We start from the raw sequence: 20209 nt of genomic DNA on the forward strand, positions 1-20209 counted from the left end.
ACGCCCATCGCCAGGGCGGGCCCGGAGTCGGTGACCAGGTTGATCCACAGGATCTGGGTGGCGAGCAGCGGGACGACGGTGGCGCCCGGGTTGCCTGGATCGGCCAGCTCGATCACCCCTCCGAGCACGACGCCGAGGAAGACGGTGGCGACCTCGCCCATGTTGGAGCTGAGCAGGTAGCGGATGAACTTCTTGATGTTGTCGTAGATGACCCGGCCCTGGCGCACGGCCGCGACGATCGTGGAGTAGTTGTCGTCGCCGAGGATCATCTCGGCGGCCTCCTTCGTCACCTCCGTTCCCGTGATGCCCATGGCGATGCCGATGTCGGCCGACTTGAGCGCAGGCGCGTCGTTGACCCCGTCCCCGGTCATCGAGACGATCTGCTGCTGCGCCTGGAGCGCGTCGACGATCTTCAGCTTGTGCTCGGGAGAGACGCGCGCGTAGACGGAGGTTGGTTGCGACCGTCTGCGCCAGCCGGCCTCGTCGAGCGCGTCCAGGTCGCGGCCGGTGACGGCCGTCGGGCGGCCCTCCCCCTCGACGATGCCGAGGTCGGAGGCGATCTTGGAGGCGGTGACGGGATGGTCGCCGGTGATCATGACGGTGCGGATCCCCGCCCGGTGCGCCTCGCGGATGGCGAAGGCCGCCTCCTCGCGGGGTGGATCGATGATCCCGACGAAGCCGGTCCACACCAGGTCCCGCTCGGCGGCCTCGTCGAACGTCTCGGGGGTCTCGTCCGCTTCCCGCCAGGCAACCCCGAGCGTGCGGAACCCCTCCTCGCTCAGCTCGACGATGGAGCGGGCGATCTCGTCGCGCCTCCCGTCGGTGAGCGGTCGGGTCTCGCCACCCACCTGTTGCGCGACGCAGCGCTCCAGCAGCACGTCCGGCGCGCCCTTGGAGAAGACGCGGGTGACACCGAGCTCACGGTTGCGGCCGAGCACCGACATCAGCTTGCGCTCCGAGTCGAACGGGGCCTCCCCCTCGCGCTGGTAGCCGGAGACGCGCTCGCTCAGGCCCTCGAGCTTGCGCTCGGCGACGAGGAAGGCGGCCTCGGTGGGGTCGCCCTGGATCTGCCAGACGCCGTCGACCTGCCCGAGCTGGGCGTTGTTGGCCAGCACACCCGCACCGATCACGCGCTGCACCACGTCGTCGTCGTTGTTGGCTAGGAGGCGCACCTCGCCGGTGGGCTCATAGCCCGTTCCCGACAGCTTCACGCGCCCCGACGCCGTCACGACCTCGCGCAGCGTCATCTCGTTCTTCGTCAGGGTTCCGGTCTTGTCGGAGCAGATCACGCTGACGGCGCCGAGGGTCTCGACGGAGTGCAGGTCCTTCATCACCGCGTTGCGGCCGGCGAGCATCTGCACGCCGAAGGCGAGCACGAGCGAGAGGATGGCGGGTAGCCCCTCGGGGACGGCGGCGACGGCGAGCGAGACGCCCAGCAGCAGGATGTCGACGGCCTCGCTGACGGAATGGACCCCGTTGACGTCGACGCCGTGCCACAGCGGCATGGCCATGATGACCCACTGGATCGCCGTCGGGTACACCTCGATCGGGAAGAAGGTGGCCGAGAGCAGGGACATCGGCAACATGATGAAGTACACGAGGTCGAAGTGTTGGAACCCCTTCATATAACTGGTCGCGGTGAGGCCGACGGCGGCGAACCCGAAGGCGACGATCAGTGCGGCCGGCACCGCCAGCAGCGCCGTCCAGGACAGGTTGAGCCCGAGCAGGGTGGTGATCACCATGAACCCGCAGGCGTAGTGCAGGCCGCGGAAGAGCGCGAGCAGGATCTCACCGAGTAGATCGGGAGGGTCTCCAGCTCTGGGCTGAACCGGCGAACGTTCGTCGGCCAAACGGTGCGATCAGAGAGGCGAAGGCGAGGTTCCCGGCCGCGGGCGGCTAGTCGAGCGGGTCGGTGAAGGCCTTCGCCAGCGCGATCATCCTGCCCCGGAACTCGTCCGAGGCGGGGACGTATCTTGCGGCCCAGACGGCGTTGAGCACGAGCCGCACGAACGTCCAGGCCCCGACCCGCTCAAGGTCGAGCCCCGCCGCGTCGGCGACGATCTGGGCACGCAGCCGCGCATGCGTGCGAAGCGAGGTCGCGCGGGCGGCGGCGTCCGGCCGGTTCCACACGATCGGCGCGACCGCGTAGGCCCACTCGCCCGACACCGGCTTGGGATCGATGGCCAGCCAGGTCCGACGAGTCGATCCGAGCACGTTGGCGTCGTGCAGGTCCTCGTGCACCAGTCGACCCGAGGCTCCGCCGACGAGGTCCGCCAGGTGCGAGGCCGCCTGCTCCCGCAGCCTTCGCGGCACGAACTCGGACGGCGCCGACAGCGAGTCCGTCCAGCCGTCGGCGGTGGCCGCGAGCGTGCGGAACTGCGGGGTCGCCGGCCGATCGAGCTCACCCATCAGGTCACCGATCACCTCGCACGCCTCGAGGATCGGGGCCTGCGTGAGGGGACGGTCGGCGTCGAGCCGTTCCAGCAGCAGCCCGAACCCGTGCGGGTCGGCGGAAACGAGCCGCACGGCACCGTTACCGTCCCAGAGCCGCAGCGCCAGGTGCTCCTGGGCGGCCTCTACATGCGGCCAGGTCAGCTTGAGCGCCAACGGGGTCAGCTCCTCGTCGCGGACGGGCACGACGAGCGCGCACTCTCCGTGCCTCGGCGCACCGTCGACGTGGAGCCCCCACCTTGCGAGCGACTCGTCGAGGCGCCGCGGGAGCTGGGCGAGCCACTCGCCTCCGGAGACGCCGTAGTCGGGATCGGCCTCACGCCCCGCGACCGTCGCGATGAGCGTGGCCGGAACGATCACGTCGCCACGCATCCCAGGCTCCTTCCACGGGCTCCGCTGGAGCGCAACGGATCGCTCAGAGCCCGGCCGTGCTCGGTTCGAACATGGTCTGCCTGCCCTCGAAGGCCCGGCCGAGCGTCACCTGATCGGCGTACTCGAGGTCTCCGCCGACGGGCAGCCCACTCGCGGGCCGGGTGACGCGGACACCGAAGTCGCGCAGCATGCGGCTCAGGTACGACGCGGTCGCCTCGCCCTGGGTGTCGGGATCGGTGGCCAGGATCACCTCCTGCACCTCGCCGTCGGCCAGGCGGGTGAACAGTTCACGGGTGTGCAGATCGGAGGGACCGCGCCCGTCGATCGGCGAGATCGAACCGCCGAGCACGTGGTAGAGACCCCGGAACTCGTTGGTGCGTTCGATCGCGACGACGTCCTTCGACTCCTCGACGACGCAGAGGATGCTCCGGTCGCGGCGCGGGTCGCGGCAGACGCGGCAGCGCTCGTCCTGCGAGATGTTGAAACACACCTCGCAGAAACGCGACGACTCCTTGACCTTGCGAAGCGTGTCGGCGAGTGCGAACACGTCCTCCTCAGGTGCGTCGAGCAGGTAGAACGCGATCCGCGAGGCTCCGCGGGGCCCGATGCCGGGCAGCCTGCTGAGCTCGTCGATCAGGTCCTGGATCGGCCCTTCATACACGGGTGGTTCAGCCTCACATTCCCGGAAGCTGGGGCATCTCCGGCAGCGCGGCGGCCATGGCGGCGTCGGCCTCGGACTTCGCGGCACGGAACGCGGCGACGATCAGCGCGGAGAGGGTCTCCGGATCCTCCGGATCCCAGGCCTCGGGCTTGATGTCGACAGAGAGCAGGTCGCCCTTGCCGCTGAGCTTGACCGACACGAGGTCACCGCCTGCGGAGGCCGTGTACTCCTTGTCCGCCAGCTCGGCCTGGGCGCGCTCGAGGTCGTCCTGCATCTTCTGGGCCTGCTGCATGAGGGAGTTCAGATCGAAGTCACCAAACATTTCTTCTCCTGTTCGTCTGGTCAAGCATAGGAGCGCCTCAGCGCTCTTCGGTTTCCCGCACCGAGATGAGCTCGGCGGCGAAGGTATTGCTGAGCAGTTCCTCCGCGTTGTGCGTGGCGTCCAGCACCTCGTCGTCATTGGAGACCTCTGCCTCGACGGCGGGAGGCGGGGTGGGTGCCGAGACGGGTTCGGGCCTCGGCTCCGGTGTGGCGACCGGGGCGCCCGAGGGGCGCTGCTGCGGAGCCTGCTGCTCGGTGGGCGCCTCGCCGGAGGTCACCGTCGGGACGACGCGGAGCTCGACGCCGATCACCTCGATCAGCGAGTCGACGAGGATGTCGACGCTTCCCCCCGCTCCGAAGTTCTCGCGCGGGCCAGGGCCCGAGAAGCCGAGCGTGAGTGCGCCGTCGGCGACCTCGATCACCTGGGCGTGCTGGCTGAGCAGCATGTGGGTGAAGCGACGGCGCCGCTTCACCTCGTCGAGCACCTGCGGCCAGACGCGGCGCAGCTCGGCCGCCGTGAGCTGGCCGGAGCGGGACGTGGCCTGGGGCCGAGGGGCCTCCTGGGTGGGGGGCGCTGCCGGTGCCGTGCCCGCGGGCGGAGCGCCGGCGGCGCGCTGCTGCGGAGCCTCACCCGCAGGACGCTGCTGCGGAGCCTCACCCGCAGGACGCTGCTGCGGAGCCTCACCCGCAGGACGCTGCGGTGCAGCCTCGGCGGGGGCCGGGTCAGGGCGCGACGCGGTCTCGGGCCTGCGGCGCGGCGACGCAGCGGGCGGCTGATCGACGTCCGTCCACTGCTCGATCGGTGCCGCGCCGTCACCCATCATGCCGACCCTGCGTTCGAGCCTGTCCATGCGGGCGTGCAGGCCACGCTCGTCGGTGTCCGCGCCGGGCAACAGCACGCGCGAGCACATCAGCTCGAGGTGCAGCCGGGGCGCGGTGGTGCCACGCATCTCCGTCAGACCGGTGGCGATGACCTCTGCGGCGCGGGTGAGTTCCCCCTGCCCCATGCCTGCCACCTGGGTCTGGAGGCGCTGGGCCTGATCGGCGGCGACGTCGAGGATGCCGTTGGTTGCGGCCTCGGGGACGGCGGCCAGGATGACGAGGTCGCGCAGGCGGCGCAGCAGGTCCTCGGCGAAACGTCGGGGGTCCTGGCCGACCTCGATCACCTTGTCGATGGTCTTGAACACGCCCGCGGCATCGCCCGCCGCGAAGGCGTCCATGATCTCGTCGAGCAGCGCGTCGGGGGTGTAGCCGAGAAGAGCAGCTGCCTGGTCATGGCTCACGCCCTCGTCGCCCGCGCCGCCGAGCAGTTGGTCGAGCACGGAGAGCGAGTCACGCACCGACCCGGCGCCGGCCCGCACGACGAGCGGGATGGCGCTGTGGTCTACCGGCACGCCCTCGACCTCGCAGAGGTGGGTGAGGTAGTCGCCGAGGACGCGCGGGGGCACGAGCCGGAACGGGTAGTGGTGGGTGCGGGAACGGATGGTCCCGATCACCTTCTCGGGTTCCGTGGTCGCGAAGATGAACTTCGTGTGCGGCGGCGGCTCCTCGACGAGCTTGAGCAGGGCGTTGAAGCCCTGCGGCGTGACCATGTGAGCCTCGTCGATGATGTAGATCTTGTACCGGCTCGCCACCGGCGCGAAGTAGGCGCGCTCGCGCAGGTCGCGGGCGTCGTCGACACCGCCGTGCGATGCCGCGTCGATCTCGATCACGTCGATCGAGCCTGGGCCGCCGCGGGCGAGATCGAGACAGGACTGGCACTGACCGCACGGATCGGCCGTCGGGCCCTGCTCGCAGTTGAGGCAGCGCGCGAGGATGCGTGCCGAGGTTGTCTTGCCGCAGCCGCGCGGGCCGGAGAACAGGTAGGCGTGGTTGACGCGGTTGTTGGTGAGGGCCCGCTGCAGCGGGACCGTGACGTGCTCCTGCCCGATCACGTCTGCGAAGGTGTCGGGGCGGTAGCGACGGTAGAGCGCAAGCGGTGCCTCGGGCGCCTTAGGGCGAGGGGCGGAGGCTGCTGCAGCCGGAGCAGCCTCGACGAGGGTCTCGTCATCGGCCTCGGCGAAGGCCTCGTCTTCGTCGGGCTCGGGTTCGATGAGCGGGGCCGGGGGCTCCTCGTCGGGCTCGATCAGGTTATCGGCCGCTTCTGGCTCGGACGGCACCGTCGGCTCGGGTTCAGCCGATGGCTCATCGACCTGGCCTTGGAAGAGGCGTGGCCCGGTCTGCTGCGCGGGCTCCGGCTCGTCGAAAAGGCCTGGTTCATCGAAGAGGCCCGGGCCGTCCATCGGCTCGAAGCCTGGAAGGTCGGCGGATCCGTGGCCCTCATCGAGCGGGGCGTACTCGTCCTGGTCGTTCTCGTCCACCCGTCCACCCTATTCCAGCGCACTGACACTCACGGGGAAAGAAAAAGGGCCCCTCGCGCACCCGGCAGAGCTCACTTACCCTTGCTGCCTTCCGACCCTGGGGGAGTTGGGCGAGGTACCGCCGCGCGAGGAACCTGAGGAAAGTCTAGCCCATCGACGAAGTGGCATCGAAACCGCCGATGCCCTCCCCCGAGCCCAGCCCGGGGTCCGATCACGATGCGCCGCCTCTGCAGCCCGGGGACCCTGCCGCGATTCCGAGCCGCCCACATCACGCGATGGCCTTCCATCTGGCAGACCGGTTCGCGATGCTTGCGCGTGGAGCGGCTGAGCGGACACGGCTAGGGTCTTCCGCATGGTCAACGACACCGAACCCGTGCTCGCCGAGGTCTGGCGAGGCGACTACCTCGAGTCCACGCATCGCGGATCGGTCGTAGTGACGGGGCCGGACGGGAGGGTCCGGCTCGCTATGGGAGACGTCACCTCGCCGATGCTCCCCCGCTCAGCGCTGAAGCCCTTCCAGGCGGTCGCCATGCTGCGCGCAGGGCTCGACCTCGACGGCGCGGAGCTCGCGCTTGTCGGGGCCTCACACTCGGGCGAGCGGTTCCATCGCGAGGCCGTCGTGACCATCCTCGAGGGCGCCGGTCTCGGCGTCGACGACCTGCAGACGACGCCCGGGCTACCGTTCAGCCAGAAGCCGATGGCCGAGTGGCTCGCCGAGGGACACGGCAAGGAGGCGGTCGCGCACAACTGCTCCGGCAAGCACGCCGGGATGCTGCGCACCTGCGTCCGCGCTGGCTGGCGGCTCGACGACTACCGCGAGCCGACCCATCCGCTCCAGGTCGCCTCGCGCGAGGTGATCGCCGAGTTCACCGGGGAGCCGGTCGGCGATCCCGTCGTCGACGGCTGCGGAGCCCCCGCCTTCGCCACCACCCTCACCGGCCTCGCCATCGCCTTCGGGAGGCTCGCGTCGGCGCGCGACGGTGCGGCCCTCCGCGTCGCGGATGCGTTCCGCGCCCATCCGGAGTACGCGTCCGGCACCGATCGGGACGAGCTCGTCTTCCATCGCGAGGTGCCGGGTCTCGTCTGCAAGCTCGGCGCCGAGGGGGCCTTTGCGATCGGCCTCGCCGACGGCACGGGCATCGCCATCAAGATCGCCGACGGCAACCATCGGGGAAACCCGCCCGTGCTGGTCGCTGTCCTCGATGCCTCGGGCCTGGCCACCGACGCGCTGCGGGCACTCGATCCTTATCCGGTGCTCGGCCACGGCGACGTCGTCGGCCGCGTCTCGGCCGCCCCCGGGTTCCTCGACCCGTTGAGCGCCCTCAACGCCTGACCACTGCTGCCGAAGCACCGCCGCGCGCGCCGGCCTCGCCCCTCACATCTGGCAGGCGACCCTGCCGAACACCAGCCACGAAGCGCCCTCTCCGCAAGGAATCTCGGGGAGGGATGCAACCTCAGCCCCACGTCACGCGTATATGGAGGTGAAAGGGGCCACAGGAGCGACGATTACGTCCTGAACGATCGGCGGTTTACGATGGCCCGGAGACATCGCTAGGGAGGATCCCACCACCATGCGCAAGAAGGTCATCGCGGCTGCCGTAGCTGCACTGGCAATGGCGCTCGTCGCGCCCTGGGCTCACGCTGACACCGTGACCACCCCTGAGCCCATCGTGCAGCAGGCTCCGGCGCAGCTGACCCCCGAGCAGGCGGTCTACGTCACCCCGGGCTATCACAAGGTCAACGACCGCTACTGGTACACCTCCTGCGAGATGTACTCCACGACCACGGTGCGCTGCCGCACCCTGATCTACGCCTCGACCGTCTTCCAGAAGTCGGGTCAGTGGTACACCCAGAACGCATGGGTGTTCAACAACCTCACCTACCTCCCGTCGCCCCGCGCCGCCTGGGAGGGCAATCCGCTCGGCAACAAGGGTAAGTGGACCGCGAAGGACGGCCGCAAGTGGCGCACCGAGTGCGACACCGCGGCCACCGGACGCGGCGCCTGCCGCTCGTACGCGCAGGCCTCGACCGCCTCGCTGCAGAAGGGCAAGGTCGTCCAGAAGAGCAACGTCTGGACCTTCAACGGCATCGTCAAGTTCGAGACCGACAAGACCCCCTGGGTCAAGACGATCCCGTCGACCGCCCCGATGCCCGCCGGCGTCCCCTACCCGAGCGCGCCGCAGCCGATCATCACCACCCCGACCACGCAGTCCGGTTTCCGCCTGGACAAGCGCTGCCTCACCGGTCGCGCGTTCTGCGTCTCGAAGAGCCAGCGCAAGATGGCCTGGGTGATCAACGGCCAGATCCAGAAGGTTGTCGACGTCCGCTTCGGCTCCGAGCTGACCCCGACCCGCAACGGTTCCTTCCAGGTCAACCGGAAGTCCCGTGACCACGTCTCGAGCATCTACAAGACGCCGATGCCCTACGCCATGTTCTTCAGCGGCGGCCAGGCCATCCACTACTCGGCCGACTTCGCCGCCCGGGGCTACAACGGCTCCTCGCACGGCTGCGTCAACGTGCGCGACAAGGCTGCCATCGCGAAGCTGTTCAACGCCGCCCGCGTCGGCGACAAGGTGATCGTCTACAACTGATCCACACCTGCATGAGAGTGGGGCGCGTCCGATGGGCGCGCCCCACTTTCGCGTCCGGGCGCGCCTCACGGCGCTCCGACGGCGACCGGCCGAGCCGCCGAACCGGGCGGGCGGCACCTGCGCGGAGACACCAATCCCGTTGCCTCATGTCAAGATGCCCGCTTGGTTTGAGTCGTTGACTCATCTGAGGATGCCCGCTTGTTGAGCTTGGTGCGGGAGAGGTAGACGTGGTTGCGTTTCGTGCGTCGTTGGACGGTGCCGCGGCGTTTTGCGAGGTCGAGCAGGTTGCCTTGGATCAGGGCGGTGTGGTCGCCGAGTGCGATGGGGTCGATGGTGTCGATCTGGTGGTGCAGGCTGGCGAGTTCGTTGGTGGTGAGGGTGTCGGGGTGGTCGCGTAGGAGTCGGTCGGCTGGTGTGGTGGCGGTGTCGTGGTGTTTGGTGACTTTCGCGCCGGTGCGGGTTTTGGAGATCAGTTTCTGGCTGGGCATCAGGAGGTTGTTTCGGGTGTTCCAGGCGGGCCAGAGGTGGTTGAGGAGGTCGAGTTCGTGGGCGGTGTCGTAGCGCCAGTAGCCGACGGCGCGGCGCACGATTGACCAGTTCTTTTGTTCGATGTGGGCTTGGTCGTTGGAGTGGGATGGTCGGCCGCGGGTGAAGGTGATCTGGCGCAGGTTGCAGTAGCGGGAGAGGTGGTGGTTGATGAACTCGGATCCGTTGTCGGAGTGGATTCCCAGGATCAGGAACGGGAACCGGCCGATGAGTTGGTCGAGGCCGGCGGCCACGATGCGTTCGCCTTTGGAGCGCACGGTGCAGGTTTCGGTCCAGCCGGTGGCGATGTCGGTGGCGTTGAGGCTGTAGTGGAAGGTGCCGTTGTTGTCGCCGCCTTCGTGGCCGACCAGGTCGATCTCGATGAACCCGGGTTCGGTGTCGTTCCACTCGGCCCAGGTCTTGAGCGGAATCGAGGACTTCAACAACGAGCCGGGTTTGGTGTGGGCGATGCCTTTGGCAGCGATCAGTCCGGTGCGGTAGGGCTGCAGGTGCCGGTCCATGGTGGCCGGTGACATGGCCAGGAGCTGGTCACGGACCTCGACGCTCATGTCGAGTCGGTCGAGGCGTTCCAGCGCGGCCAGCAACCGTGGCAAGGCGGCTGCGAGACGTTTCGAGGCGATCCCGTCGAGCATGGCCCAGCACCGCACCAATGCTTCGGTGACGTGTGTGTCGTAGCGCCTGATCGCCTCTCGGGGTTTGCGGGGCCCGGGCATCTGACCGGTCGCGGCGCGGCGCAGCATCTTGCGGGCATGATCGCGATGCCAGCCGGTGACCTGGACCACCGCGTCCAGAATCGCGGCCTTCTCCGCCTTGGTCGCCTTCGTCCATGCCTTCGCCTGGGCCGTGGTGATCGCTTTGCGCTGGGCCATCGTCAACTCCATCCTCGTAGCGTGCCGCTACGCGGGCATGTTGAGATGAGTCAACGAATCGACCTACGCGGGCATCTAGCGTGAGTCAACTCGCCAATTTGGGGCGTCGGCGCTGGCTCCGGTACAGTTCTCGACGGAGGATTCGCCTAGAGGCCTATGGCGCTCGCTTGGAAAGCGGGTTGGGTTCACGCCCTCACGAGTTCGAATCTCGTATCCTCCGCCATGCACTAATCACGCTTTGACTAGGGCTTATATCGCCGGGAAGCTAGGGCTACTGTTGAGTGGGCCCCGATCCGGACGCACTTTCGGGGCACACTCGGGGCACGCTATGCATCTTCCTGCCCCACTTTTAACGGCAGACTCATTGCAATGCCTAGCCCGTAAGCACACTCCGAATGCTTGGCGATACGAGATGCTGCGGATTTCTTGAACATCCGGTGCCCCGCCATCAGCTGGGCCTGGGAGACGCCCGGCCCGAAGAGCCGCGAGTTTCGGGAGCACCTGTCTGACGGGTCGTGACTCACCCACCATGCAACCGTTGGTGTGGACATCCCATCAGCCGCTGACGTGCGCGGGCGCGTCGACCTCCAGGCCGATGGTCATGTCCTCGCTCTCATGCCCATCTTTGACTGCCCGCGGCGATGGTCGGCGCCGCCAGACGACGATGTGCCGGTTCCCGAGGTGGAACCACAACTCGTGGATTCTGTGCGACGTAGCGCCCGTTGGACTACCAATCTCCGGGTCGCATCGCGGGGTGTGAGACGAAAGGCCTTGTCAGAGGCTTTGGGGTGCCGACGGGCGATCTCCTTGGTAGTCCACATGGCGCCACGCATCGCCCGTGAACCCTCGACAATGCCCGCGTGGGAACGCAAGCCGTTCGTACGGGTTCTGTACCCACCGGGACACCCCCCGGTGGGATAATGGGCGCGGTTCACCAGACGACGAAGGAGTCCTCGTGCCCTTGTTCCCCGCGCTCACCGATCCCAGCTCGATCCCCACCGGGGACATGCCGGGGGACAAGGTGCACATCACCGATTGGCATCTGGCGGCTGCGGCCACGCTGTACCCCGCCCTGCGCGAGCAGCTCGACCCCGTCCTGGCCGCGGGACGCGCCGTGGTGGCCGTCTACGGCGGCTCGGGCGTGGGCAAATCCGAGCTGGGATCGCTGCTCGGCCACGCGCTCAACACGGACGGCATCGGCGCCTACATCCTGTCGGGCGACAACTACCCGCGCCGGATCCCCTCCGTCAACGACGCCGAACGCCTGCGCGTCTTCCGCCATGCGGGCGCCCGCGGGCTGGTGGACGCCGGGGCCTACGACGCGTCCGTCCGGAACGCCCTCTCCTCCCTCCAGGCTGCGGGGACGGACGCCGACCCGGCGGCCGCAGCCGAGCACCCTTGGCTCCCGACCTACCTCGGCGCGGGCTCCACGGCGCTCGCCGCGTACCTCGGGACACCGAACGAGATCGACTTCGACGAGGTGAATGCGATCATCGCCGCCTTCAAGGGCGGTGCCGACACCCTGACCCTCAAGCGCATGGGGCGCACCGAGGCCGACCAGTGGTATGACCAGGTCGACGTCTCGGGCACCCGCGTGCTCGTCATCGAGTGGACCCACGGCAACAGCGACTTCGTCGAGGGCGTGGACGTGCCCATCCTGCTCAACAGCACCCCGGCGCAGACGCTGGCGCACCGCCGCGCTCGCGCCCGTGACGGGGCGGTCGACAGTCCCTTCACGACGCTCGTCTTGGGATTGGAGCAGGCCAAGCTGGACGCGCAGGCACCCAAGGCGTCCCTGATCCTGTCGAAAGAGGGCGAACTGCTCACCTACGACGCCTACCTGCAGGCGATGGGGCGCCACCTCCCCCGCGATGGCGTCATGCTGAACGCCTACCCCGACAGCCTCGACGGCACCCTGGCAGGCCTGGCGGCGTTCGTGCAGCGTCCCGAGGTCGCCGGCGCGTTCAGGTCGCTGTACCTGCTCCCCAGCGTGTTCAACAGCGACCTCGACCGCGGCTTCAGCGTGATCGACTACGGGCTGAACGACCTTCTGGCGAAGCCCGCCGACCTCGAGGCGCTGGCCGCTGCGGGGCTCGACCTGAAGTTCGACTTCATCCTCAACCACGCCTCGGTGCTGTCGCCCCAGTTCCAAGACATCCTGGCCCGCGGCGAGAGGTCGCCCTACAACGACTTCTTCATCGACTGGAACGCCTTCTGGGCCGGTCACGGCGAGATGACGCCGGAGGGCTACATCCAGCCACGCGCGGACCTGATCGAGCACATGTTCTTCCGCAAGCCGGGCCTGCCGCTGTTGATGGTGCGTCTGCCCGACGGGTCGGAGAAGCCGTTCTGGAACACCTTCTACCAGGAGGTCCGCTACCCCCGCGTGGACGCCCAGGACCTGATGGCGGCCGGCCTGCAGTACGCCTCGGCCGACGAGTTGGCCACCCGGGTCAACGCCACCATCGCGGACGGCGGACGCCCCGGGAATGCTGACTTCACCGGCTTCGAGGCGTGGCGGGACGCCGTGGTCGACCTGGTGGAGTCGCGGCGCACCTACCTGGGACAGATGGACCTCAACATCAAGTCGCACCTGGTGTGGACGTTCTACGCCAACACCCTGGCCAGGCTCGCGGGCTACGGCGCCGAAATCGTCCGGCTGGACGCTTTCGCCTACGCCCCCAAGGAGCCAGGCGAAAAGAACTTCCTGAACGACCCCGGTACGTGGGATCTGCTCGACCAGGTGAAGGCGTTGGCCGACCGGCACGGGGTGAAGCTGCTGCCCGAGATCCACGCCCGCTACGAGGAGGGCATCCACGAGACGATTGCGGCCAAGGGGTTCCTCACCTACGACTTCTTCTTGCCCGGGCTGCTGATCCACGCGCTCGAGACGCACTCCGCCGAGCGCCTGCTCGCGTGGATCGGCGACATCCAGGCCAAGGGCATCAAGACGGTGTCGATGCTGGGCTGCCACGACGGCATTCCGCTGCTCGACCTCAAGGGCCTGCTCAGCGACGACGAGATCGAGTCGGTGATCGCCACGGTGCGCGGACGCGGCGGCTACGTGAAGGATCTCCACGGCCAGAAGGCGACCTACTATCAGGTCAACGCCACGTACTACAGCGCTCTGGGCTGCGACGACGCATCGATGCTGCTGGCCCGGGCGATCCACCTGTTCATGCCGGGCAAGCCGCAGGTGTGGTACCTCGACCTCTTCGCCGGCGAGAACAACCTGGCCGCCGTCGAGCGTGCGGGGTCGGGCGGGCACAAGGAGATCAACCGCACCAACCTGTCGGCCGACGACCTCGAAGCCGGCCTCGCGAGGCCCGTTGTGCAGCGCCAGATCGACCTGCTGCGGTTCCGCAACACCCACCCGGCGTTCGGGTGGGATGCCGAGCTGACGGCGTCCGGAGAAGGCTCGATGTTGATGTTGGAGTGGTCGCGCGAGGGCCACACCGCACGGTTGGAGGCCGACCTCGCGACCCGGGCGTTCCGCATCACCGCGGACGGCACGGACCTCGACAGCCAAGGCTGACCCTGCGTTCGGCGCCCCCGGCCGGCGGGCAGGGTGCGCCGTCGCAGCGCTCAGACGTCCTCGGGCACCTCGATCTCGGTCACGTCACCCCACGCCGCCGGGGGACGCACCACCAGGACCTCGCACGGGGCTTCACGCACGACGGCGGACGCGACCGTCCCGAGCAGGCGTCCGGCGAGACTGGTGTCTCGGATCGCCCCGATCACGATGAGGTCCGCCTCGTGCTGCTGCGCGGCTCTCAGGAGGGCGGAGGCAGCCTCGCCCTCCACCAGCAGCGACGCCTTGACCTGCGCGCCCAGGCCGGAGGCCGTGGATGTCGCGGTCGCCAACGCGTTGCTGGCCGCTTCGCGTCCCAACACAACGGAGGTCCGGGTATCACCGAGGGTGTTCGTCGCCTTCGCACCCTCGCGCATCGTCATGCCCGAATAGGCGCAGACGATGACGAGGTCGGCCTCCTCGGCAGCGGCCAAGAACGAGGCCCTCGCGACGGTCGGGTCTGACAAGGCAGAGCCGTCGGTGCCGACGACGATGCATCCGTACGGAGTCATGCGTGCCATCTCAGGCTCCCTTCGTGGTGACGGTCTCGTCGCCAGAGCCGACCGGCTCGATGTCGCGCACGATCGGGGGCTCCTTGACCCAGAGCATGACCAAGCCGGCGATGCCCAGCAGGATGCCGGCGGCCATGATCGCGTTGTTGGGGTTGTCCCCCAGCAGGTTCTTGTAGATCGCGCCGAACGTCAGCGTCTGGATGAGCATCGGGATGACGATCATCATGTTGACGATGCCCATGTAGACGCCGTAGCGGGTCGAGGGAACCATGCGCACGATCATGATGTAGGGCACGCCCATGATGGACGCCCACGCGATGCCCAGGCCCACGATCGCGACGACCTTAAGCGGCAGGGTCGGCATTTGCGGGAACAAGAGCAGACCCACCGTGGCGCACCACAGGGCGATGGCGTGCACCCACTTCGCGCCCAGGCGGCGGGCCAGGGCAACCAGCCCGAACGCGACACAGAAGGTCACGATGTTGTAGGCACCGTTGATGACGCCTGTGTTCGCGACGGCGAGCTGGTAGCCCTCGGAGTGGGCGTCCGTCGTGCCGTAGAGCGACTGGGACACCGACAGCGACACGTATTGCCAATAGATGTTCATGGCGTACCACTGGAAGAGGTACACCAACGCCAGCTTCCGCATCTCGACCGGCATGTCGACGATGGCGTCCTTGATCTCGGCGATGAAGTGGCCGGGGCCACCCTTGCTGGCGCGGAGCTCGGCGAGTTCTTTCTCCGTCGGCTCGAGCTCGGGCGTTGACAGCACCGAAATGAGCACCGTGGCGATCGAGCAGACCGAGCCGAGGAGGAACGCCGGGTAGACCCACAGCGGGATGCCGACGGACTGACCCAGGCCGAAGACGCCCTGGAAGAACATCAGGCTCAAGTTGGCCAGCGTGATCCCCAGGCCGGTGAAGAACGACTGGGCAAGGAAGCCCTTGCCGAGTTGGGCCGGGGGGAGCCGGTCGGCGATGAACGCGCGGTAGGGCTCCATCGCGGTGTTGTTGGAGGCGTCCAGGAGCCACAGCAGGAGAACCGCCATCCAGACCGCCCACACGAACGGGAACAGGGCCAGGCAGATCGCGCAGCCGATGGCACCGATGAGGAAGAAGGGGCGTCGGCGCCCGCGGAAGAAGCCCTTCTCCACCCATGTTCGGTCTGAGAGGGCCCCGATGATGGGTTGGATGAGCAGGCCCGTGACCGGACCGGCCAGGTTGAGCAGCGGCAATTGGTCGTGTGACGCGCCCAGGAACGTGTAGATCGGATTGATGGCCGTCTGCTGCATGCCGAAGCTGTACTGGATGCCGAAGAACCCGAGGTTCATCAGGAGGATCTGCGGCATGGTCATGATGGGCTTCGTGCGGACGACCGCCGACGTCGTCGGCGCTCCTGCGGTATTCATGCCTGTCCTCCATCCAGGTAGGTGCCCAAGCGGGCCAATTCCTTCTCCCAGCCGGCGGCGTGATACTGCGCCACGGCCGGGTCGTACGGCCCCTGGACGATGCGCACGAGCGTGCTGTCGCCGCCCATGGCGGTGAACTCGACGCGCAGTTCGAGGGACTCGTTCGGGTCGATGCCGGAGTCGCCCGTGATGCGCTGACGCGCGACGAACACGTCCGGGTCGAAGTACTCGGTGAAGACGGCGTCCGTGGTCACGCGGACGCTCGGGTCGTCGTCGCGCACCTTCACGTGATGGTGCTTGCCGCCGGTCCGCAGGTCCGACGTGACGCTCTCCCGCTCGACGTGCCACCCAGGGCTGCCCCGCCACTGGGACATCTCCTCGGGTGCGGTCCAGGCGCGAAACACGCGGGGCCGCGGGTGGGCGAACTCCTGCTCGACCACGACGATGACATTTGCTGACATGCGACCTCCAAGTGGGGGTTGACTCGGCGCTCGGGGGCCACCCGAGGCGGTTGCGCAACCCGCGTTGGCTGCCGGCACCATCATGGCACCCCATCCGGAGCCTGTGCAACGGTCAGGAACGACGATTCTCACCAGGGCGTCGAGAGTCGCTCATCATCGGCAGCGTCCTCGTGGTCGCCTCCCTCGTCCTCATTCGGGATGCCGTCGTGCTGGGCCGCGATCTGCGCCGTGAGCCGCTGGACTCGCGTTCGAGCCCGCCCCCAGCCGCGGGCTCCTCTCCCCCGGCACCGTGTTCGGCTTGGCTGCCGACGTCGGGACGCGCCCCGCAAACGCTCCTCGAAAGTGAATCTGCGCCCCCTCCAGCAGGGGCGAATCACGTTTAGAGGTGCATCTGGCTCGCCTCGGCCACGGCGTCCAGCCGCATCTGGTCGTACTGGCCGTTCACGATCGTCACAACCCGACTTGGCTCATTTAGTGTCGCCTGCGGGCTTGGTGGATCGCGTCGAGCCAGGCTTGGGCGTCGTCGGGCAGGGGGTCCTCGGCGGTGACGATGGTGTCGCCGGCTTGGATGTCGATGGTGCGGTGGCGACGCAGCGTCTTGACGAGGGCCTTGATGCTGACGCCGGTGGTGCTCTCGACCCATCGGGCGACGGCGAGGGCCGCGAACACGATGGTGAGGTGGGCGTCGATCGAGCCCTTCAGGTGGTGGTAGACCGGCCGGGCCTTCAGGTCCGACTTGGACATCCGGAAGGACTTCTCGACCTGCCACAGCTGGTGGTAGGCCCCGATCACGTACTCCGGGGTCGGGTTGGCCAGGTTCGTGATGTAGCCCTTCCAGCCCGCCAGGGTGCGGGCCTTGGCCTCCAGTTCCCGGTTCACCGACTTCTGCGCGCCGGTGAGGGTGATGAACCGGTTCCGCTTCACCGGCGCCTTCCCCGCGACCGCGCGTTCGGCCTTGCCGACCTGCTCACCGATGCCGCGCAGCGTGCGCCGGGCCCGATCAGCCCGGTACTGGTAGTAGATCGTTTCCTTCACCTGCTGGCCGGCCGGACCCCGTGCCCACGGCTGGGTCAGGATCAGCCCGTCAGGCGGCTGCTCACCGGGGTGGGTGTCCATCCAGTGGCGCACGACGTAGGGAATGTCGGGGATCTTCTGACCCACGATGAACCGCAGCCCCGCCCCGGACAGGGCGCGCAGGTTCCCATCCGACAGCATGCCCGCGTCGGCGACCACGGTCACCTCGGGGAGCTGATGGGCGGCCTGGAACGCCTGGATCGACGGGATGATCGTGGTGGTCTCGGCGCGATTGCCCTCGAACGCTTCGACCATCAGCGGGAACCCGCGCGCGTCGGTCAACAGGCCGATGGTGATCTGCGGCTCCAGGCGGCGTTCCTTGCTGTTATGCCGACGTCGGCATAACTCCAATTATGCCGAGGTCTCGCTTATGCCGACGTCCGGGTGGGCGGAGCGGTGTTTGTGCTGGTCAGCGGTCCGGGTGGGGGTCGCTGACGCGGCATAACCCTCGCGGTGGGGGCGTCACAGTTGTTCGAGGAAGGCGATGAGGTCGTCCGCGGGACGGTAACGTCCGGGCTTAGTGCCGGACGCGGGGATTCGGGCGAGGGCCCTCAGCTTGATGGTCATGTCCGCGTGCAGGTAGATGTGCGTGGTCGTTGCGCTTGCGTGACCGAGCCACAAGGCGATCACCGACGTGTCGACACCGGCCGCGAGCAGCGTCATCGCTGCGGTGTGCCGCAGCGTGTGCGGTGTCACATGCTTGGACGCGATCGATGGGCAGACAAGGGCCGCAGTCACCGCGTGTTTGGTGACGAGCCGTTGGACTGCATCGGCAGATAGCCGGGTTCCGCGGCGGGTCGGGAAAACCGGTCCGCTGGGCCCGGTTTGTGGCAGCCATTCATGCAGGACGGCCGCAGTCTGCCGGGTCAAGGGGGTGACGCGCTCCTTCCGGCCCTTGCCCGTGGTGTGCACGGATGCGCCAGGCATGATGGCGGTGACGTCCTGGATGGTGAGCCCGGTCAACTCGGACAGCCGAAGACCGGTCTGCACGGCGGTAAGGAGCAGAGCGTGGTCACGGCGCCCATACCAAGTCGTGCGATCCGGCGCCGCGAGCAGGGCATCCGTTTCGGCGGCCGTCAGGAAGGACACCATGGCCCAGTCATGACGTCGTTGCGGGATCGCGAGCACCTGACTGGCAGTGTGAGCACGCTCCGGGACGAGCGGGAGCGCGAAACGGTAGAAGGAGTGGATCGCGGCCAGGCGGGCGTTACGGGTCGCGGTGCTGTTGTGCCGGTCGCAGTCGAGGTGGGTGAGGAACTCGCCGACGGTGACGGCGTCCAGGTCGTCGATCGTGAGCCGTGAGGGGGGCCTCTTCGTCTTCTGCGCGGCGAACAGCAGCAGGAGACGGATCGTGTCCCTGTACGCGGTGACCGTCTGTGGGCTGGCGCCCAACTGCCGACCCAGGCGCTCGGTGAAGAACCGTTGCAGCAGGAACGTCAGGGTCGGCTCACTCATGAGGCCGGTCCTTCGCTCGGAGTGACCTGAGGGGCGTCGAGCCGGCCAGCGGCCAGCGCGAGCAGTTCGGGCACCGCGTGCAGGTACCAGTAGGTCGAGGCCGGGTCGACGTGGCCCAGCCACGTGGACAGCAGGGGAAGGCGTCCTTGCACGTCATGGCCGTCGCGGTACCAGTCGAGCATGGTGGTCACCGTGTAGGTGTGCCTCAGGTCATGGAGCCGGGGTGGCCTGTGGCCGGGGCGGATGGTGATCCCGGCTGCGGCCACGACCTGTTTGAAGGTGACGCCCAGACGGTCCGGGTCGAGCGCTGCCCGTCGGCGATTCACGAAGAAGGCCGGGCAGGCCCGCACTGTTCCTCCGACCCAGTCGTGGCGGACCTGCAGGTAGTGGCCCAGGACCGTCGTGGTGGTCGGGTGGAGGAACACAAGCCTGGACTTGCCGAACTTGGTGTCCAGAACCTGCACCACACCGTTGGCCAGGTCCACGTCGCCGACGGTCAGGTGGCAGGCCTCCCCGGGCCGCAGCCCTGTGGCGGCCAGCAGACCGATCAGCGTTCGCCAGGTCACCGCCCGGAACCGGGGGGACAAGCGATCGGTTCCGCCCAGGAGCGCGAGGACCTCAGCGTCGGTGAACACGTCGACGAGCGCCCGGTCAGTGCGCTTCTTCTTGCCGGCGAACTCGTCGAACGCCACCACATCCCAATAGCCGACGAGACCGATGCGTCCGTTGGCGTTGTTGACGAAGAGCTTGGGGACGGTGACCTCGCCCCCCGAGATCAGCATCCCGTGGGGCGAGAACTCGGAGAAGATGTGGGACTTGCCGGTGCCCTTGGGGCCGAGCTCGACCAAGTTGTAGTTCCGTTCGACGAACGGGATGAGGCGCACGAGCTGGAAGAACTTCCCGCGCCTGCTGAACATCTCGGGGTTGAAGCCGATGGACTGCATGAGCAGGTCGATCCACTCGTCGGTGGTGAACCCGCGTCGGGACTCCAGGTACTGGTCGACGTCGAATCGCGAGAGTTGGATGGGTTTGATGGAGCCCAGTATCCAGGGCACGACCCGCTGGTCCTCGGTGTGGAAGTACTCGATGTCGCAGATGCACCACACCCCGCCTACCAGCAGCTTGGGGTGGGCTGTGATGATTGGCGAGTCGACGATGACGCCCTTGATGCCGAGGTTGGCGAACTCGGCCTCGTAGACGTCCGCCTTCTCGTTGAGCGTGACCGCGACTTTGTCGATGATCCGGTGGCGGCCACGTTCCTTGATCTTGGACTTGACCAGCTCGGACTCGCTGCGGTGGACGTAGTGCTCGGCGAGGATCTGGCGGACGGTCTCGATGCCGGCCTGGATGGTGGCTTCGTCGTCCGACGCGGCGTACTGGCCCAGCAGATACTCCAGGACGTAGGACGGCACGATGGCGTTGCCCTTGACAGCCTTGACCAGATCTTTGCGCACGACAACACCACCGAACAGGAGGTTGATCTTGTAGTCCAGGTCGCTCTGTGGCGGCTCGCCGGCGTTGTGGGGCTCGTTCTGGGTTTCGCTCATCTCGCCTCTC

At 67.9% G+C, this 20209-nt stretch carries 13 protein-coding genes, 1 tRNA gene, 1 other RNA gene and 2 pseudogenes; 4 read left to right on the plus strand and 13 right to left on the minus strand.

Annotation, left to right across the window (positions count from 1 at the left end):
- Positions 1–17: 17 nt before the first annotated feature.
- The 6 genes and pseudogenes from BW733_RS05060 to ffs form a co-directional block, all read right to left on the minus strand.
- Positions 18–1742: pseudogene (locus tag BW733_RS05060) on the minus strand (HAD-IC family P-type ATPase); the annotation flags it as partial.
- A 154-nt stretch (positions 1743–1896) separates the two neighbouring features.
- A complete protein-coding gene (locus BW733_RS05065) occupies positions 1897–2823 on the minus strand; it encodes an aminoglycoside phosphotransferase family protein (RefSeq protein ID WP_077348516.1) in 927 nt (308 codons plus the stop codon).
- Positions 2824–2866: 43 nt separating this feature from the next.
- Positions 2867–3484: a recombination mediator RecR gene (gene recR, locus BW733_RS05070; protein WP_077348518.1), complete on the minus strand. Its 618-nt coding sequence runs from the start codon at positions 3482–3484 to the stop codon at positions 2867–2869.
- A 13-nt stretch (positions 3485–3497) separates the two neighbouring features.
- Positions 3498–3806 (minus strand): YbaB/EbfC family nucleoid-associated protein, encoded by a 309-nt coding sequence (locus BW733_RS05075; RefSeq protein WP_077348520.1) that lies wholly within the window; start codon positions 3804–3806, stop codon positions 3498–3500.
- Positions 3807–3843: 37 nt separating this feature from the next.
- Positions 3844–6087, minus strand: a complete 2244-nt coding sequence (locus BW733_RS05080; RefSeq protein ID WP_077352731.1) for a DNA polymerase III subunit gamma and tau — start codon at positions 6085–6087, stop codon at positions 3844–3846.
- Positions 6088–6206: 119 nt separating this feature from the next.
- An RNA gene (gene ffs, locus BW733_RS05085) (signal recognition particle sRNA small type) lies at positions 6207–6303 on the minus strand.
- Between the two features lie 214 nt (positions 6304–6517).
- Here ffs and BW733_RS05090 point away from each other — a divergent pair.
- Together BW733_RS05090 and BW733_RS18550 are read left to right on the plus strand one after the other, a co-directional pair.
- Positions 6518–7498 (plus strand): asparaginase, encoded by a 981-nt coding sequence (locus tag BW733_RS05090; RefSeq protein WP_077348522.1) that lies wholly within the window; start codon positions 6518–6520, stop codon positions 7496–7498.
- Positions 7499–7736: 238 nt separating this feature from the next.
- Positions 7737–8756 (plus strand): L,D-transpeptidase, encoded by a 1020-nt coding sequence (locus BW733_RS18550; RefSeq protein ID WP_237268304.1) that lies wholly within the window; start codon positions 7737–7739, stop codon positions 8754–8756.
- A gap of 149 nt (positions 8757–8905) precedes the next feature.
- Here the strand turns inward: BW733_RS18550 and BW733_RS05100 are convergent, their stop codons facing one another.
- Positions 8906–10183 (minus strand): integrase catalytic domain-containing protein, encoded by a 1278-nt coding sequence (locus BW733_RS05100; protein WP_152024577.1) that lies wholly within the window; start codon positions 10181–10183, stop codon positions 8906–8908.
- A 123-nt stretch (positions 10184–10306) separates the two neighbouring features.
- On the opposite strand from BW733_RS05100, the gene BW733_RS05105 reads away from it, so the two are divergent.
- Both BW733_RS05105 and BW733_RS05110 read left to right on the plus strand, forming a co-directional pair.
- Positions 10307–10394, plus strand: a tRNA-Ser gene (locus BW733_RS05105).
- A gap of 732 nt (positions 10395–11126) precedes the next feature.
- Complete coding sequence (locus BW733_RS05110; RefSeq protein ID WP_237268305.1) at positions 11127–13706, plus strand: alpha-amylase family protein; 2580 nt, start codon at positions 11127–11129, stop codon at positions 13704–13706.
- A gap of 50 nt (positions 13707–13756) precedes the next feature.
- Here BW733_RS05110 and BW733_RS05115 read toward each other — a convergent pair whose 3' ends face one another.
- The 6 genes and pseudogenes from BW733_RS05115 to brxL form a co-directional block, all read right to left on the minus strand.
- Positions 13757–14263: a universal stress protein gene (locus BW733_RS05115; protein ID WP_237268306.1), complete on the minus strand. Its 507-nt coding sequence runs from the start codon at positions 14261–14263 to the stop codon at positions 13757–13759.
- A gap of 1 nt (position 14264) precedes the next feature.
- A complete protein-coding gene (locus BW733_RS05120; RefSeq protein ID WP_077348526.1) occupies positions 14265–15662 on the minus strand; it encodes an MFS transporter in 1398 nt (465 codons plus the stop codon).
- Positions 15659–16123: an SRPBCC family protein gene (locus BW733_RS05125; protein ID WP_077348528.1), complete on the minus strand. Its 465-nt coding sequence runs from the start codon at positions 16121–16123 to the stop codon at positions 15659–15661. Before BW733_RS05125 ends, BW733_RS05120 begins: the two co-directional genes overlap by 4 nt.
- 471 nt (positions 16124–16594) lie before the next feature.
- Positions 16595–17521: pseudogene (locus BW733_RS05130) on the minus strand (IS1634 family transposase); the annotation flags it as partial.
- A gap of 138 nt (positions 17522–17659) precedes the next feature.
- Complete coding sequence (locus BW733_RS05135; RefSeq protein WP_077348532.1) at positions 17660–18652, minus strand: tyrosine-type recombinase/integrase; 993 nt, start codon at positions 18650–18652, stop codon at positions 17660–17662.
- On the minus strand, positions 18649–20199 hold the full coding sequence (brxL, locus tag BW733_RS05140) for a BREX system Lon protease-like protein BrxL (protein ID WP_077348534.1): 1551 nt from the start codon (positions 20197–20199) through the stop codon (positions 18649–18651). Before brxL ends, BW733_RS05135 begins: the two co-directional genes overlap by 4 nt.
- Positions 20200–20209 lie beyond the last annotated feature (10 nt).

It is taken from the genome of Tessaracoccus flavescens, from assembly GCF_001998865.1.
GTDB lineage: Bacteria > Actinomycetota > Actinomycetes > Propionibacteriales > Propionibacteriaceae > Arachnia > Arachnia flavescens.